17 protein-coding genes and 1 pseudogene are annotated in these 17,112 nt (G+C 64.5%); 13 read left to right on the top strand and 5 right to left on the bottom strand.

All coding sequences use genetic code 11. The annotated features are described in order from the left end of the window. Positions 1–25: 25 nt before the first annotated feature. Positions 26–406 carry a hypothetical protein gene (locus WJU18_RS01055; protein ID WP_423458331.1) on the top strand — a complete coding sequence of 127 codons (381 nt, stop codon included), beginning with the start codon at positions 26–28 and terminating at the stop codon, positions 404–406. A gap of 293 nt (positions 407–699) precedes the next feature. Here WJU18_RS01055 and WJU18_RS01050 read toward each other — a convergent pair whose 3' ends face one another. Continuing rightward, a complete protein-coding gene (locus WJU18_RS01050) occupies positions 700–1,392 on the bottom strand; it encodes a hypothetical protein (protein ID WP_423458330.1) in 693 nt (230 codons plus the stop codon). A gap of 253 nt (positions 1,393–1,645) precedes the next feature. On the opposite strand from WJU18_RS01050, the gene WJU18_RS01045 reads away from it, so the two are divergent. The 8 genes and pseudogenes from WJU18_RS01045 (at position 1,646) to WJU18_RS01010 (ending at position 10,416) form a co-directional block, all read left to right on the top strand. Beyond that, a complete protein-coding gene (locus WJU18_RS01045; protein ID WP_423458329.1) occupies positions 1,646–2,854 on the top strand; it encodes a hypothetical protein in 1,209 nt (402 codons plus the stop codon). Between the two features lie 20 nt (positions 2,855–2,874). Continuing rightward, a complete protein-coding gene (locus WJU18_RS01040) occupies positions 2,875–3,858 on the top strand; it encodes a Bug family tripartite tricarboxylate transporter substrate binding protein (protein WP_423458328.1) in 984 nt (327 codons plus the stop codon). Next, complete coding sequence (locus WJU18_RS01035; protein WP_423458327.1) at positions 3,855–4,739, top strand: NAD(P)H-binding protein; 885 nt, start codon at positions 3,855–3,857, stop codon at positions 4,737–4,739. Before WJU18_RS01040 ends, WJU18_RS01035 begins: the two co-directional genes overlap by 4 nt. A gap of 8 nt (positions 4,740–4,747) precedes the next feature. Further along, positions 4,748–6,177, top strand: a pseudogene (locus tag WJU18_RS01030) (aldehyde dehydrogenase family protein). A 22-nt stretch (positions 6,178–6,199) separates the two neighbouring features. Continuing rightward, positions 6,200–7,885 (top strand): thiamine pyrophosphate-dependent enzyme, encoded by a 1,686-nt coding sequence (locus WJU18_RS01025; protein ID WP_423458326.1) that lies wholly within the window; start codon positions 6,200–6,202, stop codon positions 7,883–7,885. A gap of 31 nt (positions 7,886–7,916) precedes the next feature. Continuing rightward, a complete protein-coding gene (locus WJU18_RS01020; protein ID WP_423458325.1) occupies positions 7,917–8,429 on the top strand; it encodes an L-2-amino-thiazoline-4-carboxylic acid hydrolase in 513 nt (170 codons plus the stop codon). 11 nt (positions 8,430–8,440) lie between these two features. After that, complete coding sequence (locus WJU18_RS01015) at positions 8,441–9,199, top strand: SDR family NAD(P)-dependent oxidoreductase (protein WP_423458324.1); 759 nt, start codon at positions 8,441–8,443, stop codon at positions 9,197–9,199. Positions 9,200–9,435: 236 nt separating this feature from the next. Beyond that, positions 9,436–10,416: a Bug family tripartite tricarboxylate transporter substrate binding protein gene (locus tag WJU18_RS01010; protein WP_423458323.1), complete on the top strand. Its 981-nt coding sequence runs from the start codon at positions 9,436–9,438 to the stop codon at positions 10,414–10,416. Here the strand turns inward: WJU18_RS01010 and WJU18_RS01005 are convergent. Both WJU18_RS01005 and WJU18_RS01000 read right to left on the bottom strand, forming a co-directional pair. Then, entirely contained in the window at positions 10,413–11,633 is a 1,221-nt protein-coding gene (locus tag WJU18_RS01005) for an alpha/beta hydrolase (protein ID WP_423458322.1), read from the bottom strand. The genes WJU18_RS01010 and WJU18_RS01005 overlap by 4 nt on opposite strands. Beyond that, positions 11,630–12,145: a VOC family protein gene (locus WJU18_RS01000; protein ID WP_423458321.1), complete on the bottom strand. Its 516-nt coding sequence runs from the start codon at positions 12,143–12,145 to the stop codon at positions 11,630–11,632. The genes WJU18_RS01005 and WJU18_RS01000 overlap by 4 nt, the downstream gene beginning before the upstream one ends. A gap of 178 nt (positions 12,146–12,323) precedes the next feature. Between WJU18_RS01000 and WJU18_RS00995 the strand changes: the two genes are divergently transcribed. Continuing rightward, positions 12,324–13,898 carry an FAD-dependent monooxygenase gene (locus WJU18_RS00995; RefSeq protein ID WP_423458320.1) on the top strand — a complete coding sequence of 525 codons (1,575 nt, stop codon included), beginning with the start codon at positions 12,324–12,326 and terminating at the stop codon, positions 13,896–13,898. Next, a complete protein-coding gene (locus WJU18_RS00990; RefSeq protein WP_423458319.1) occupies positions 13,895–14,107 on the top strand; it encodes a DUF2783 domain-containing protein in 213 nt (70 codons plus the stop codon). Before WJU18_RS00995 ends, WJU18_RS00990 begins: the two co-directional genes overlap by 4 nt. 32 nt (positions 14,108–14,139) lie before the next feature. Here the strand turns inward: WJU18_RS00990 and WJU18_RS00985 are convergent, their stop codons facing one another. Next, the gene (locus WJU18_RS00985; RefSeq protein ID WP_423458318.1) at positions 14,140–14,682 is read right to left on the bottom strand and encodes an IclR family transcriptional regulator; all 543 of its coding nucleotides are present in this window, start codon (positions 14,680–14,682) and stop codon (positions 14,140–14,142) included. Then, positions 14,631–14,861 (bottom strand): helix-turn-helix domain-containing protein, encoded by a 231-nt coding sequence (locus tag WJU18_RS00980; protein ID WP_423458317.1) that lies wholly within the window; start codon positions 14,859–14,861, stop codon positions 14,631–14,633. Before WJU18_RS00980 ends, WJU18_RS00985 begins: the two co-directional genes overlap by 52 nt. A gap of 86 nt (positions 14,862–14,947) precedes the next feature. Here WJU18_RS00980 and WJU18_RS00975 point away from each other — a divergent pair, with 86 nt between their 5' ends. Then, positions 14,948–16,147, top strand: a complete 1,200-nt coding sequence (locus tag WJU18_RS00975) for an amidohydrolase family protein (protein ID WP_423458316.1) — start codon at positions 14,948–14,950, stop codon at positions 16,145–16,147. Next, positions 16,144–17,112, top strand: coding sequence for an ornithine cyclodeaminase family protein (locus tag WJU18_RS00970; RefSeq protein ID WP_423458315.1), 969 nt, complete (start codon positions 16,144–16,146; stop codon positions 17,110–17,112). The genes WJU18_RS00975 and WJU18_RS00970 overlap by 4 nt, the downstream gene beginning before the upstream one ends.

The raw sequence follows: 17,112 nt of genomic DNA, 5'->3' as shown, positions 1-17,112 counted from the left end.
TCAACTTGATGAAGAGGTCTTTCTCATGAACACACGTACCTTGCGTGCAATTCCCGCCGCCCTGTTGGTGACGACTGCGGCAGCCTGGTGCCTGCCGGCCGCCGCACTGAGCAGCGTCGGCATGGAGTCCAGTCGCAGCGCACCGGCCGTGGCCACTTCGCGCTCCGAGGCCCCGATGAACGTGGCACAAGCCTCCGGCAACTCCGGCGGATTGACCAGCAACCCGAACGGCAGCCCTGGCGCTCCTTCGGCACGCACACCGCCTGCCATCGTTCCTGCAATGCCCGCGAGCACCGCTTCCGGCGCCGCGCCAACGGCACCGCAAGGCATGGCGCCTGGTTCAGGCAGCAGCACGGGCACCTCGGGCACGATGCCTGCGCCCGCCATGCCCGCGCCCAAGCGCTAGAAGCGAAGGAGAGTCCGCTGCGGCCACTGGCAGCAACGGGCTTTTTCTCCGCAGCCATTATCGAAAAACCCCTTGCAGGGGCCGCCGAGCCATCTCACCACAGAAAGTGTGCAGGCCATTTTCCCCCCGGCCCTTTGCGGCAGAGGGGTTGAGGGAGGGGGAGCGGCGTTGCCGAGCCAGCGCGGTATGCACAAGCACCGCCCTCTTTTCCTCAGCCCCTTTCCCAAGGGTTGGGGGCTTTCGCCGAAAAGTTCGGCGGTGAGGCCCGGCACAATGCCGAATACGTTCTCAGGCTACTCGCCTTTTTCCTTCAGCATTTTCGAGTCCGATGCTGACTTGGCTTCGGCGCTTGCCTTGGGGATGCCAGTGCATTTCAGGCTGGCGCCTTGTTCGCGCGCATTCTTCAAGTCAGTCGCGATCTGATCCAGCACGGGTGGCGGCAACGGTTGCTTGAACTCGTAGTCCATTCGCGCAATTTCCGCCGCCAGATAGTCGCATTCTGCCGCTCGTTGGCTCGGGTCGTCGGATGCGGGAGCGCGCTCCGTTGCCGCGGGTGCCTTGTCGCCCGTGAAGCCGGTTACGCCGTTGGGATCGATGGCGGTGGCCTCCACGGTGCCAGTGGTCGAGCCTTCCGGACACGGATCATTGGTGTAGGTGACTTGGCCGCCCATCACGCATTTGTTGATGATGTTGTCTCCTGCCACGGCGGGCGCCCGTAGATCTGCCTCGCCCGTGGGCGGCGGCGGTGCATCGGCAGGTTTCTCGGGGGTATTCTGCTCGGCAGCGGATGCTGCAGGCTCGGAAACAGGCGCGGCGGCTTCCGTCTCCACAGGGACGGCATGCTCCGCAGCCCACCATTGGTAGCCTTTGTAGCCACCGAGGATCAAGAGCGCCAGAGCAAAGACGGCGATGATCCAGCGGGTCATCGAACCATCGGTCTCAGGGGGAGGGCCACTGGGGCGTTCGTTGGGGGTTTGCTCTTCCATGAAAACACAGCGCATGAGAAAGCGCAGGATCAATGATAAGGCGAGCCGCCGCCCCCCGTGTATGAAAACCGTGCTTTACCCCAGGTTGCACGTTGGTTCACATGAGGTTTCTCTCGCTTCCTTCCGCGCTTTTTTCGGGGCGCGACCAAGCCACCCCCGCGAATACACCTATTGCCATTGCATTTTTATGACCTAATATCGGACACATAACATCAAATATCGGACTATTTGATGATTGAAGAGGGCTACACGGATGACGGTTTTCGATCCATTTCCTCTCCCAGGCCACCAAGGCCTCACGCCCACGCATGCCATTGACTGGGAGGCGATTGCGCGGACCGTGGTGCGGCGCATCCTGGCCGTGGAGCGCGCGGAGCGGGTGATCATCTCGGCCGATCCCTACTACGGCGGCGCTCCGTTGGAAGCCGTGCGCTGCGAGATCCAGCGGGCGGGGGCGCTGGAGCTGGCGACCATCCTGCACTGGTCACCAGCGGTAGGGGGGCTTCGCCTGCCCAGTGGCCGCCATCCGGACAGCGAACTGGACCGCGCGGAAACCGCCGCGATGAAACAGCTTTTCTCGTGTGCCGATGTGTTCATCCTGCTCATGAACGATCGGCGGCGAGCCTACCGCACCGTGGCCACCTCGCAATCGGACGAAGTGGTCAACGAATGGAAAGGCGGGCGGGCTGCTCATCTGCACTGGTTCCAGGATCCTCGCTTTCCGGATCCGTCCCATCCTGTGAACCTGCTGCACGACCGCGTCAACGAAAAAGCCATCATCGACCTCGATTACGACTGGATGCGCCGCATGATGGAACGCATGGCCGAGATGATCCGCGGCCGCGAGCTGAGGCTCACCGACGATGCAGGCACCGATCTGCGCTTTCGTGCGGGTGTGCGCTTCCATACGAACTACGGTGATGCCTCGCGCGAACGCATGGCCCGCTTCACCAGCGGCCGCGACCGCGAGGAAGAAGTACCCGTAGGGAGCTTCCGTTTCATCCCGGAGCCGGGCAGCGCACAGGGACGGGTCGTGTTTCCTCGCCGCACGGATGGCGAAGCCATGGCTTTGGGCCGCGGTTTCGATGTTCACCCATTCACAGGTGCCGGGCTGGCGTTCGAATTTCGAGATGGACGTGCCGTTTCCGTCCAGACAGGCGGCGATCAACAGGCGCTCGACCGGGCGTGGGCCGCCGAAACCGGGGACAAGGACGTGCTCGGCGAGGTCATCATCGGCTGCAATCCCCTGCTCACACCGGTGCCCGGCAGCTCTTTCCTGCCGCATTACGGCTTCGGCGCGGGCGTCGTGCGCCTGATCCTGGGCGACAACGTGTTATCCGGGGGGCAGTTCCAGTCGACCTTTCATCGCTGGCTCACCTGGAGCCGCGCCAGCCTCGAAGTAGAAGGACGGCCGCTGATCGATCAAGGACAACAGATTCCCCTCGAAGACCTTCAACCCTAACCCGCTCAGGAGACCTCACGATGCCCTCATCTCGTCGCACGTTCGCTCTTTCGATTGCTGCAGTCCTGGCCGCCGGAGCGTCATTCCAAGCGCATGCCCAGACCTTTCCCGCACCAGGCAAGCCTATCCGGATCGTGGTGCCTTTCAGCCCCGGCGGACAAGCCGAGGTGATCGGACGCCGGTTCGGCATGCATCTCTCCGAATCGATGGGGGTCCCTGTCATCATTGACACGAAGCCGGGCGCCAATACCGGCATCGGCGCACTGGAAGTCCAGCGCGCCGCCCCGGACGGCCATACGCTTTTGCTGACCAACGGCTTGACGCACGTGACGAACCCGATGATGCGCCCCAAGCTCTCATATGACGCGTCGAAGTTCACTCCGATCTTCCAGATCGTCGGCTCCAGCACCGTGCTGATCGCCAATACATCGCGGCCTTTCAACAACGTGCAGGAATTGGTGGCCTATGCCAGGGCCAACCCCGGCAAGCTCAGCTATGCATCCATCGGTACGGGCTCCACCGCGCACCTGCTTGGAGAGCTGTTCGCGCAGAAGACCGGAACGACCATGACGCACGTGCCCTACAAAGGCAGCGGGCAAGCTACGCAAGATCTTATCGGCGGGCAGGTGGACATCATGTTCGACGGTTTCGGGACCGCCATCGGCTCGATCGCCACCAAGCATGTGAAGCCGATTGGCGTGGCCACGCGCGAACGCAATGACGCGATGCCTGACGTTCCCACGATCGCGGAGCAGGGCGTGCAGGGCATTACGAGCGAAGGGTATATCGGCATCTTCGGGCCCGCCAACATGCCGCCGGATGTCGTCACGCGCCTGAACAACGAGCTGCAGAAGACCCTGGCGATGGCTTCGGTGGAAAAATTCCTGCGCGGTACAGGCAACACGCCGGCGGGCGGAAGCGCGGACCAATTCGCGCAGAAGATCGCAGCGGAAGTCAAGGTCTGGGGCCCGCTGGTCAAACGGCTGAACATCGTCCTCGAATGAGTCCCCACTTCCTCGTTCTGGGCGCTACTGGCCGCATAGGGTCCCTTGTGATCCAGGAGTTGGCCGGCCAGGGGTTGAGCGTTGGCGGCCTCGTGCGCGATGCCGGACGCGCGGCATCCATGTGGCCGCCGAACGTCACGGCCGTCACGGGGGAGTTTGGCGATCCGGCCTCGATCAGCGCCGCCATGAAGGGCGTCCAGGTGGTCTTTGTGGCGTCTCCTGTGCATCCTGAGATGGCTTCATGGCAGTGCGACGCCGTGCGGGCAGCTGCCCAGGCTGGCGTGCGGCGCATCGTCAAGCTATCCGGTTCGGCATGGACCATGGAGGCGGGCCGCGTCACCACGGTCGGTGCCGCGCATGCGCTGGTCGAAGCCATGCTGCACTCCCTGCACGATACCTATGGCTTCGAGTACACCTGCATCCGGCCCAATGCGTTCCTGCAAGGGATGCTGGGGCGCTTGGACGGGGAACTGAACTCCGGCAATACGTTCTCGCTGGCGATCGGCGATGCTGCCGTGGCCTTTGCCGACATCCGTGACATCGCGGCCGCGGGCGCGCATGCCATGGCCGCCGCTTCGGTGCCCCCGCTCATCGAAGTCACCGGATCTGAAGCCATCAGTGGCGCGAGGATAGCCTTCTTGCTGGGGCAGATGCTCGCGCGTCCTATCGGCTACCGCCCGTTGGACATCGATGCTGCGATGGATCGGGCCCGCGCGAGCGGCATGCCCGAATTCACGCTGCGGCATCAGAGAGAAGTCCTGTCACTCCTGCGCGAAGGGGCGGGAAGCCAGAGCAGCGACGACTTCCAGAACCTGCTTGGACGGCCCTCCCGGAGCGTGGACAGCTTTCTGGCAGAAGTAAGCGCCAAAGTGAGGAAATAGATCAGACCATGCAGACATTCCTGAACACCGTCAATGGCCAACCGGTGGCGGCCGCCAAGACCTTTGACTCATTGAACCCGGCAACAGGAGAGGTGATCGCCAAGGTCGCATACAGCTCTCGGGATGAGGTGGACTTGGCGATTGCCGCGGCGAAGGCCGCACAACCTTCGTGGGCAGCGCTCACCGATGCCGAGCGCCGAGCCTTCCTGGGCAAGATCGCCGATACGATCAAGGACAATGCCGACGCACTGGCCCGGTGGGTCACGCGTGAGCAAGGCAAGCCGCTGGGAGGAGACGGCCGGGGAAGTATCCCGGGCTCACGGTTCGAACTCATGGGTTGCGAGGCCTGGACACGTGCCACGGCGGGCATCGAGATGCCGGTCGAGGTCGCCTTCGAAAACGAGCAGCGGCGCGACGAAGTGCATCGCCAACCCTATGGAGTGGTGGCGGCGATCGCCCCCTGGAACTGGCCGCTGATGATTGCCATATGGCAGATCATTCCCTCGCTGCGGGCAGGCAATACCGTCGTCATCAAGCCCTCGGAATACACCAGCGCCTGCTCGCTGGAAATGTTCCGGCTGATCGCCGACGTCCTGCCGCCCGGAGTACTCAACACCGTCAGCGGCTTGGGAGAGGTGGGCGGCTGGCTGGTAGATGACGCGCGGATCGGCAAGATCATGTTCACTGGCTCCGCTTCCACCGGATCGAAGGTAGCCGCTGCCGCGGCCGTGCACCTGACGCCGACCACCCTGGAGCTGGGTGGCAACGATGCCGCCATCGTGCTTCCGGACGCCGACCCGGAGGCCATCGCCACGGGGCTTTTCTGGGGTGCCTTTCTCAACATGGGACAGACTTGCGCCTGCGCGAAGCGGCTGTATGTACCGGCAGCGCTGCACGACCGGATCGTCGCGGAACTGGTGAAGCTGGTGGCCGCCACCCCCATGGGCGATGGTATGCAGCCGGGTGTGGCGATGGGGCCTATCCAGAACCGCATGCAGTTCGAAAAAGTGGTGAAACTCGTCGAAGCTGCCCGCACCGCGGGCGCGACGGTCGTCTGCGGGGACAACCTCTCTCCGGTCCGGGCAACTTCTATCCGTTGACGCTGGTCACCGACGTGCACGACGGCAACCCGCTGGTCGACGAGGAACAGTTCGGCCCTGTGCTGCCCATCATCCGCTACACGGACGTGGAAGATGCCATCGCCCGCGCGAACCGGTTGGATGTAGGGCTTGGCGCCTCGGTATGGTCGCGAGACCCCGAGCAGGCACGGTCGGTGGCCATGCGCCTGCAGGCAGGAACCGTATGGATCAACCAGCACGGCACCATTCACCCCATGGTGCCATTCGGCGGAAGCAAGCGTTCAGGCTGGGGCGTGGAGTTTGGAGCCGAGGGCTTGAAGTCCGTCACCCGGCCCCACGTCATCAGCATACAAAAGTGATCAGAACAAAAGGATTTCCGGCATGACGCATGCAATGCATATGACAGGCGGGCAGGCTCTGGCCAGGCAGTTGGCCTTGGAAGGGCTGCGTGACATTTTCTGCGTGCCCGGCGTACAGCTGGACTGGGCCGTCGACGGTATTCGTGAGATGGGCGATGCCTTCCGTCTGCTGATCCCCCGCCACGAGCAGGCCACAAGCTACATGGCGGACGGGTACGCGCGCGCCAGCGGCCGCATCGGCGTCTGCATGACCGTGCCAGGCCCCGGGTTGACCAATGCGATGGCGGGACTTTCCACGGCCTATGCCTGCTCATCGCCGCTCCTGTCGATCACCGGCCAGATCCACTCATCGACCATCGGCGCCGGCTACGGGATGCTGCACGAAATCAAGGGCCAGTCTGACCTTATCGGCAGCGTGACCAAATGGCATGGCCTCGCCACGGCACCCAACCAGGTACCAGGGCTTGTACGCGAGGCCGTCACACGCCTGCGCAGCGGCCGTCCGCAACCCGTGGGCATCGAGATTCCGCACGATGTGCTGAGTAGCGCCGCCGACATCGAACTGGTACCCCCACCCCTCGGGGCCGACGGCCGGCTGGCACCTGCGGCCGAGCAGGTCAGCGCCGCAGCAGCCCTGCTGGCCCATGCGAGGTTCCCGGTGATTCATGCAGGCGGCGGCGTGCTTGCAGCGGATGCGTCCGCCGCGCTGGAAACCCTCGCGGAGCGGTTGCAAGCCCCCGTCATCACCACGGAGACAAGCCGGGGAGCGATCTCCGACCTGCACCCCATGGCCGTCAACTCCGTGGCCGGCCGAGCCTTGATACGGCATGCGGACGTCGTCCTGGTGGTCGGCAGCCGCTTCATGAACCGCATGGCGCCATCTCCTCAATGGACTTCCGCCACCACGCAGTTCATCTACCTGAATGTGGAGGCCGAGGCCGCAGCCCCTCCGCGCAAGCCCGGCCTGCTGATCCAGGCAGATGCGCGCCTTGGCCTGGAAGCGCTGGCGCGCGCCGTGCCCGCCGCACGCACACCGCGCATGGGAATCGTGGAAGCCGCCCGCGGGTGGGCCGCGCAGCAGATCCGCGAGGTCGAGCCTCAGTTCGCCTATGTGCAGGCGCTGCGCCGTGCCATTCCCGAGGACGGTTTCCTCATCAACGAACTGACCCAGGTAGGCTACCTGTCCACGATCGCCTACCCCCTCTACCATCCCCGCACACTGATCACCCCGGGCTATCAGGGTACCCTGGGCTTCGGTTTCCCGACGGCATTGGGCGTTGCCGCGGCCATGCCCGATCGCGCCGTCGTATGCATTACCGGCGACGGCGGATTCGGCTGGGGCATGCAGGAGTTGGCCACCGCGCGCCGCTATGGACTCAACATGGTGGTCGTGGTCTTCAACGACGGGCACTTCGGCAACGTGCGGCTGCTGCAACAGCAAACCTTCGGACACACGATCGGTGTCGAGTTGTGCAACCCGGATTTCAGCAAGCTCGCGGATGCGTTCGGCGTCCGTTCGGCCGTGGCCTCCTCTCCGGACGAGATGGAAAGCGCGCTTCGAGATGCACTTGCACGAGGAGGGCCGAGCTTGCTCGAGGTCCGCGTCGGTCCGATGCCCAGCGCCTGGCATCTCATTGGCTACAACAGCATTTTCAAGCGGCCTTCGCCGGAGCCGGCGGACCCTGTCGCCGATCTGCTGGCTCCTTGATCAATTGACCACCACCGAACACGGAGTACCCATGGAGTCTTCTCCGACCTCATCCAACGCGGCAGTTTCCGATCTGCGCAACCAGGTAAAGAACTTGTTGAAGAGCCGAGCCATGCTCATGGCCGCGCTACTCGACGAACTCGAGCCCGAAATCGGGCTGGAGCGCGCCGAGACCGTCTTGAGACGCGTCATGCACAAGCGCAGCGAAGGAGCAGGCAAGCGGTTCCTCTCGGACTGCGCGCCCGGCAACATGCCTCTGCTGCGCGAGCGCTTCATCGACTTCCTCCCGGACCACGGCGGGCTCTTCGAGATCGAGACCACGCGCTGCGATGCCGCCGGCCTAGGGATCAAGTTCAAAACCTGCCCAGTCAAGGAAGCCTATGAGGAAGCAGGTATTTCGCCCGAGCGGATGCAAGTGCTCCTGCGCATCTCCGGGGACGGCGACGTGGGGTTGTTCGAAGGCGCCGGTTTCGCCATCAGGAACGACACCTGGGCACCCGGCGGCCAGGGCTGCTGCCATCTGCACATCAAGCCCAGAGACTAGGAAACGCCATCATGCAGATTCGCTATGACAATGAAGTAGTGCTGGTCACGGGCGCTGCCAGCGGCATCGGGCGCGCGCTCGCAATGGCCTTCGCGCAGGCTGGTGCGCAATTGGTGCTGGTGGATCGGACGGCCGATCAGTTGGCAGCGACGGCTTCGGCCCTTGCCGCGCAGAGCGGCCTGGCGCCTTTCGTGCATGAACTCGACATCACGGATCGTGCCGGGTGCAAAGTGCTGGCAGCACAGGTGCTGGCCGAGGCTGGCCCGGTGCGCCATCTGATCAACAACGCGGGCACTGACGGCAAGGCCGACGCCGGTACGGAAGAAGCCGACGCCGTGTGGGACCGCGTCATCGGCGTCAACGTCAACGGCCTGCACAACATGATCTCGGCCTTTTTGCCACAGATTCTGGAAACGCGCGGCACGATACTCAACGTCGGCTCGACACTCTCCTTTCTGGGCAAACCGCGTGCGGTCGCCTACGCGGCGTCCAAGGCGGCGGTGCGCAACGTCACGCTCTCGCTGGCACTCGAACTCGCTCCGCGCGGCGTACGGGTCAATATGCTGGCGCCCGGGGTCACCGAGTCCGGCCTCACCGCCGGGTTGCTCGCGAACCCGAAAGCCCTTTCCGATTTCCTGACACGCATTCCGATGGGCCGCGTGGGTCGCCCCGAAGAAATGGCCGGCGCTGTCCTGTTTGCGTGCTCCCCGCATGCGAGCTACATGACAGGCAGCACCATCGCCATCGATGGAGGTTGGCTGGCGCACTAGGCTTGCGCGCGAGGAGAGCAGGTTTGAAAACTGCCCCTATAGACAACGATACCGCCAGCCTTTGGCGTCCCCCGCCCTCTCAGCCGCTTGCCAACGTCCTTGATGCATGGCAATATCTTATCGTCCGAATATCGCATTATTTAGACCGATATTCGGATAAATAAAATCCCTGGCCGGAGGCTGGGTTGCTGACCAGGCGGCGTATTTTGCCGCCGTGATCTTGAGGTACACACACTATGAAGTCGCTCGCCGCCGCACGCGCCTTGCTGGCCTGCGCTCTGATGGCCACGCAGGCCCCCAGCTTCGCCCAGGACACTTTCCCCAACAAGCCCATCAAACTCATCGTGCCCTTCCCGCCTGGTGGAGGCGTGGACGTCATCGCGCGCATGGTCGGAGACAAGCTGGGCAGCGCCTGGGGCCAACCGATTGTGGTGGACAACAAGCCCGGTGCGGGCACGCTCATCGGCGCCCATGCGGTGGCCACGTCCCCGGCCGACGGCTACACCGTGCTGGCCGCGACGGCCGACACGCTGGCCGTGGCAGCGGCCTTGCAAAGCAAACCCATCACGCTGCCTGAGAAGACGCTCACACCCCTCACTCAGATCGTCCGCACGCCACTGTTCATCGCGGTCAAGGTCGACAGCCCCTATAAATCGCTGTCAGATCTGGTCGACGCGGCACGCAAGAAGCCACAAGGCCTTTCCTATGGCTCGGCGGGCGTCGGCACCATCCACCACATGGCGATGGAGCTTTTCAACTCCCAGGCCAAGATCGATATCAAGCACGTGGCCTACCGTGGATCAAGCCCGGCGGTGGCCGATCTGCTGGCCGGTGTGGTGGATATGGCCATCATCGATTCCCCGGTGATGCTGCCCCAGATCAAGGGCGGCAAGCTGCGCGCGCTGGCGGTCTCCACGCCCAACCGCGCCGCGGTGGCACCGGATGTGCCGACCGTCGCCGAGCAAGGCTTCCCGGGTTATTCAGCCATGTCATGGATGGGCTTTGCAGTGCCGCGCGGAACGCCTCCCGCCGTAGCCGAGAAGCTGTTTGCGGGAATCCGCAGCGCTATCGAGAACCCTGAGGTCGCCGAGCGCCTGCGCGGCATCGGCCTGGAGCCGGTCACCAGCAAGTCCTCAGCCGAGTTCGAGCGCTTCGCGGAAGGCGAGCGCGTGCGTTGGACAGAGATCATCAAGGCCAAGAACATTCATATCGATTAATGGCACCAGGCTGTCAGCAAAAGCCAAAGCAAAAGCGGGTCCCTCGGGACCCGCTTTTGCTTTGGCTGACGATGCGAAGACTGTCTTTCAGAGAACGCGTTCCGCCCAGCCTTTGATGGCCTCCACGGTCTCGTCCACCTTCTCAGGCTGGCCGGCGAGGTAATGAGTACCCCCTTGAGTTCGTGCCGCGTGATGCGGCCCGGCTGTCGCGACTGCCACAGGGTGTTCATCGCGGGCACCACTGAAGCATCGGCCGTGTGCTCGATGGACAGCACCGGTATGGAAGTCTCGATGAGGTTGCTGGGACCGTCCGCCTTGGTCGAAGGCGCCCACTGGCTCAGGTAGGCCGTGATGGTCGTGTAGCGTCCGATGTTGTTGGCGCCATAGTTGACTTCGCGCGGATCGCCCCAGATGTTGCTGCCGGCTGGCCGGTCATTGGGATCGAGGCTGGGATCCAGATGGCGCGGATCAGCCGCCGTACGGTAGATGAGGAACGCCATGTCCCGCACCGGGACCGGCATGGCGCGGATATACGCCAACTGGGCACGGGCCCATTGCTCGATGCGCTCGTTCCGCGCCAGTTGAGCGGCGCGGTACTGTGCCAGCCACTCAGGGCTGTAGGCAGGACCATTGGCCGGATTGAACATGTCCAGTGCCGGATTGGCTGAATAGGGGTCGCGCTCGTCGATCACGGAAGGATCGAGCCAGTCCGAGAACAAGCGCGAGCGGCCAGGGTGGGCCGCCGTCAGCACGATGCCATCCACCGGCGGCAGGTCTGCAGGGGAGAGTCCCGTGGGATCGCCCGCCGGGGTATGCGTGGCGGTGAAGTTTTCAGCCTGGGCCTGGTAGTAGGAAGCCAGGGCAGCACCGCCCGAATTGCCGATGAGCAGCACTTTCTCATAGCCTTGCTCGCGCAGATAGCGCACCCCCGCGCCCAGGTCCTGAAGCACGCGCTCCATGATCAGTTGGGAGTCGTTGTTCAGGTACCGGGAGTTCAGGCCCAGCATGGTGATGCCCGCCGCGGCCATGGGTTCCAGCAGGTAGTGCCCCATGAAGTTGCTGGCCGGGTGCATGACGATGGCTGCGGTGCGCCGGTCCTTTGCGCGGACGATGGCGCCATAGATCTTGGGCCACAGCTGCGCGATGCCGGACTGGGACTCCATGTGAATGCCCGGCTTGACGTCCAGCACGATCAGCTCTTTCTGAGGCGTGTTCATACCTTGCCCTCCGACTTGTCGGCGGTCCATTGCGCCAGCGTGGCGCGCGCCTTGCGCGAGAACTCATCGAGCACCTGCTGGCCCCCCACCTGATAGGAGAGCTCCAGCCGCAGGCCGTTCGGATCGTGGAAGTAGATCGACTGCAGCCAATGGTGATCGACGATGCCGATGACCTCGACGCCCGCATCCAGCAGGCGCTTGTGGGCCTGTTCGAGTTCGGCGCGAGAGCCGACCGACATGGCCAGGTGGTTGACCCACCCTGGCGTGGTGGGATCCGAGGCGCCCTGGCCGTCGGCGAGATCGAAGAAGGCCACGTACGAGCCATCGCGCATCTGGAAGAACAGGTGTGCGAACGAAGTCTCCTCGCCCGTGGAAGGCACACGGTCTTCGCGCACCACATGTGCGAGCGGCAGGCCGAGCACGTCCTCATAGAAGGCGCGGGTCTCTTCGGCGTCGCGGCAGCGCCATGCGACGTGATTGAGTCGGTTCACGTTGAATTCAGGGGGCAGCATGGAGTCCTCGTACTGAGAGTTGAAAGAGTTGACTGAAACGGGGCGCCTTGGTTAGACTGTCCGAATACAGGATGCTGATGTTCGATTATAGGACTTCAGTCTGCCACAATTCCTTTTAGCTGCCAAGGACGTTGATGGAATTCGTTTCCTATTTCGACTACGAGAAATTCCCCCGGTCATGCCGGAACTCAAGGAGGGGCGCGATCCCCAGCGGCACCGTGTAGCGGTGGTGGGTGGCGGCCCGGTAGGCTTCGCCGTGGCACTGGGGTTGGCCAGGCAGGGCATCGCGAGCGTGGTGCTGGAAGCCGACGACAGCGTTTGCCTGGGCAGCCGCGCGGGCTGCGTGACCTCGCGTACGCTGGAAATCTTCGAGCAAACCGGGGTCGCCGATCCCATCTTGCGCCAGGGGCTGCCCTGGGCGGAGGGCTGGAGCTACTACCACACGGACGAAGTGCTGCACCTGGATGTGCCGCAGGACTCCGCTGCCCGCTTTCCGCGCTTGGTAAACATCCAGCAGTGCTATATCGAGCAGTACATGCTGGATTCGGTGCGTGCGCGCTATGGCGATCTGATCGAGATCCGCTGGCAGAACCGCATGGAGGCTCTGCGCCAGACCGAGCATGGCGTTGAACTCGACGTCTCCACGCCTTCGGGCAGCTATACGCTCACGGCCGATTGGGTAATCGGCACCGACGGTGCGCGCAGTGCCGTGCGCAAGGCGCTCGGTGCCCGCTTCGTCGGAACCCAGTATGACGGCCAGTACATCATCGCGGACATCAAGATGAAGAGTGAGATGCCCCCAGGACGCCGGGCCTGGTTCGATCCGCCGTCCAACCCCGGCGCCACGCTGCTGCTGCACAAGCATCGTGACGATCTCTGGCGCTTCGACTACCAGCTGCGCGAGGACGAGGATCCTGAAGAAGCGGTCAAGCCCGAGAATGTGCTCAGCCGCATCCGCAGCCACCTGGAACTCATCGGCGAGCACGCGCCCTGGCAGCCCGTGTGGATCAGCCTGTACCGCGCCAGTTGCCTGACGCTGGAAAACTACCGCCACGGCCGGGTGCTCTTGGCTGGCGATGCCGCGCATCTGGTGCCCATCTTCGGCGTGCGCGGCCTGAACTCCGGCATGGAGGATGTGAACAACCTGGTGTGGAAACTGGCCTACGTCATCCGCGGTCAGGCCCGCGAAGCGCTGCTGGACACCTACACCCCCGAACGCGTGTTCGCCACCCGTGAAAACATGCGCCACGCTTCCAAGAGTGCGGAGTTCATGGCCCCACCGGCACCTGCCTTTGCTCTGATGCGCTCCGCCGTTCTGGGCCTGGCAGCAGAACATCACTGGGTGCGCAGCCTCATCGATCCGCGCCAGAGCACCACGGTCGGGTATCCGGACTCTCCGCTCAACCAGCCCGGCGAGGAATCGGCATTCGCCGCGGGTCCAGCCAGCGGTTTTGCCTTTGTTGATGCACCACTGCCCGATGGCAGCCATCTGTGCCAGCACATCGGCCCCGGCTTCACGCTGCTGGCCTTCGAGGCGCCGCAGTTCAGCGATGCTGAACTCGAAGACGCACGCCTGCCCGTCAAGCTGCTGGCCGCACCAGCGCGAGGGCCGCTGGCCAAGCGCTACGACGCCCAGCCGGAGACCGTCTATCTGCTGCGTCCCGATGGCAATGTACTGGCCCGCTGGCGGCGTGCCGATCTCGAAACCATACGCCGCGCCGTCGAGCGCTGCTGCCAAGGAGGCTCGCTGTGAAGAATCTCGCCCCTCAGGAGCTGGACGATCTGTATACCGAACTGTGCTACCGGATGGCGCGCGCGGGCGAAGCCGCGACGCCACAGATCCTGGCTCGCCTGGCACTCCTTCTGATGCACGAAGTGGGCGATGCCGGGCGGGTGCGCGCCGCGATTCAGGCGGCCGCCAAGGATTTCCCCGAAACGGTGGCGGTCGAAAGTCCGCTATGAACCGCCGTGGGCGCCTGGCGCAATGCCGCGCGCTAGCCCAGCGAAGTGTTCTGCTTCACCGCGCGCGCGATGGCCGCAGCGGCCTTCTTCAGCGCTTTGGCATAGGTGCCAGCCACATCCTCGCGGACAGCGGGATACACCACGCCGACCGAGGCGATAGGCTGCCTGTCGATCATGACCGGCACCGACACGCCGTGCACGCCCGGCGACAGGTCGCCGCGGGAAACCGCGTAGCCCAGCTCCCGCACTTCAGCCAGTTGCTGCCTCAGCAGATCCGGATCACCGGACTGCTCCAGCGCATGCGTGATCACCGAGTCGTCGCTGAAGGCGAGGATAGACCGGCCGCTGGCCCCCTTGGCCAGCGAGTGGCGGAACCCGCGCGTGAGCTGGACCCGCATGAAATGATGGCTGCCTACCGCCTGCTCGATCTGGATGGCCTCATGGCTGCCCTGCAAGGCGGTGAGGATGAAGGTTTCGCCAAACTCCTGTGCCAGGTCGCCAAGAATGGGGCGGGAAGCCGCGATCAATTCCGGCTCCACAAACTGCGCCAGATGCAGCAAGGCCGTGCCGGGCAAGTAGTTTCCCCCACCCGGCGGATGAAGCCGCGTCCCTGGAGCGTGGCGAGCAGGCGATGTACCACCGTGCGGTGCATCTGCAGGCGCCGCGCCAGTTCGGTCGTCCCCAACGGGCCGTGTTCGGCCACATAGGCCAGGAGGACCAGCGCCTGGTCAGCAGTCTTGGATATCTCGGTCATGACGCGGTAATTTTCCCCGATGGAATCAAATCCGATTATCGGTCATCGTTGTCTGAATAATGAACAAAACTCATGAAGGAAATCACGTGTCGCGCGTTCTGATCCACAACATAGGCGAGTTCTATACAGGAGACCTGGCGCAACCGACGCTGCCGGTCAAGGCGCTCTCGATAGAGGGCTCCCGCATCGCGCAGTTCGACCCATCATCGCACGAAGGCTTCGACACCGTGATCGACGCCGGCGGGCTGGCCGTGGTGCCGGGCCTGATCGACGGCCACGTACACCCGGTCGCCGGTGAGTGGACTCCTACGCAGGACGCCATCGGCTGGGTGGGCAATTACCTTCATGGAGGCACCACCAGCATGCTGTCGGCAGGTGAGCTGCACACACCGGGATTGGACTACGGCAACCTCACGCCGGACTTGGTGACCTCCCTGGCCGAGGTCACCGCGAACACCTTTGCCAACCTGCGCGCAGGCAGCGTGAAACTTTATGCGGGCACGGCGTTGCTGGTGCCCGGCATGACTGAAGCGCATTTCGACCGGCTCGCCGCTGCGGGCGCCCGGCTGGTGAAGTTTCTCTTCTACCCGTTCGCCCAGGACCCGGCCGAAGCCATGCGCTACGTGCGCTGGGCCCGGGAGCGCGGCTTGCGCAGCAAGGTGCACACGGGCGGAGTGTCGCGTTCCGGCGTGAGCCAGATCTGCGGCTTCGAAATCCTGTCGTGGCTGCAGCCCGATATCGCCGCCCACATCTCGGGCGGCCCCATTCCGATGTGCGACGAAGATCTGGACCGGGTCATCGACGAATTGGAATTTCCTCTGGAAATATGCTCCTCGGGAAACTACGCCTCCGGCCACCGCGCGGTGCGCAGGCTGGTGCAGCGCGGCCGCCTGGATCGCCTGACACTGGGCAGCGACACGCCCGGCGGCACCGGGGTCATCCCACGCGGAGCCTGGCGCAATATCCTGTTTCTCTCCTCCATGTGCGGTCTCTCACCCGGAGAAGCGATCGCGGTGGCCACGGGCAACACCGGACGCGCGCACGGATTGGAAGAAGGCCTCCTCGCGCCGGGGCGGCCGGCGGACCTGGCTTTGTGCGGACCGGTCGAAGGATCTGCGGGCACGACGCTCGCCGATGCCGTGGCGCACGGCGACCTGCCGGGCATCACGCATGTGCTGATCGATGGAAAAGCGGTGGTGTCGGGGCGCAGCCGGCAAACCCCGCCGCCACGCCTGCGGCCCGTGATGGCTTGCTGCGGCCCAGACTTCATGGGGAGTCGGCCATGATGGTCCTGGATGCGCGTACGCTGCGCGCGGCATTGCCCATTCCCGAGTGTGTCGAAGCGATGCGGCAGGTGTTCATTGATGCGGCGGAGGGCGGCTACTACGCGCCCGTCCGCAGCCGCGTCCGGCCGGCTGGAGAGAGCCCCAACGGCATGACACTGATGCCGACGCTCCGGCTCAAACGGCCTCGCCGGTGGTGCCTCAAGCAGATGGTCGTCACCCCTGATAACTCCGCGCGTGGCCTGGACCCATTGCAAGGGCTGGTCATCCTCCACGACGGCGACGATGGCCGCGTGCTCGCCATCGCCGATGCGCCGGGGCTGACCACGCTGCGTACCGCCGCCACCACGGCCCTGGCAACCCTCACTTTCGCGCGCGGCGATGCGCGCACAGTGGCGATCATCGGCACAGGGGTGCAGGGCCGCACGCACATCGAGGCCATGCGGGCGATCTTGCCTGGCGCGCAGATCCGGCTGTGGGGCCGCTCCGAGCAGAAGGCACGGGAGCTGGCCCGGGAAACCCAGTGCGAACCCATGCCTACCATCGAGCAGGCGGTGCGCGATGCGGACGTGGTCTGCACCGTGACCGCCGCGCATGACCCGATCCTCCGGCGCGAATGGCTGGCGCCAGGCTGCCACGTCAACGCGGTGGGCTCCAGCACACCAGCGGCCTGCGAGATCGATCCCGCACTCATGGCCGCCTCCCGGCTGTTCGTCGACCGCCGCGATGCGGCCCTGGCCGAATCGGGTGACGTGCGCCGCGCACTGGCAGAAGGCGCCATCACAGAAGACCACATTCAGGCTGAACTGGGCGATGTCCTGCTCGGCCGCCATGCGGGCCGCACCAGCGCCGAGGAGATCACCTTGTACAAGTCGCTCGGCTTCGGCGCACTGGATCTGGGCGCCATCGAGCTGGCCCTTCTCAACGCATCGGCCCGAGGACTGGGAACCGTGGTCCCCCAGGCCTGA

It is taken from the genome of Ottowia sp. VDI28 (assembly GCF_049532675.1).
In the GTDB taxonomy this organism is placed as follows: Bacteria; Pseudomonadota; Gammaproteobacteria; order Burkholderiales; family Burkholderiaceae_C; genus Ottowia.
The sequence above is the reverse complement of the archived record's forward strand: the minus strand, read 5'-3'. Positions and strand labels throughout refer to the sequence as shown.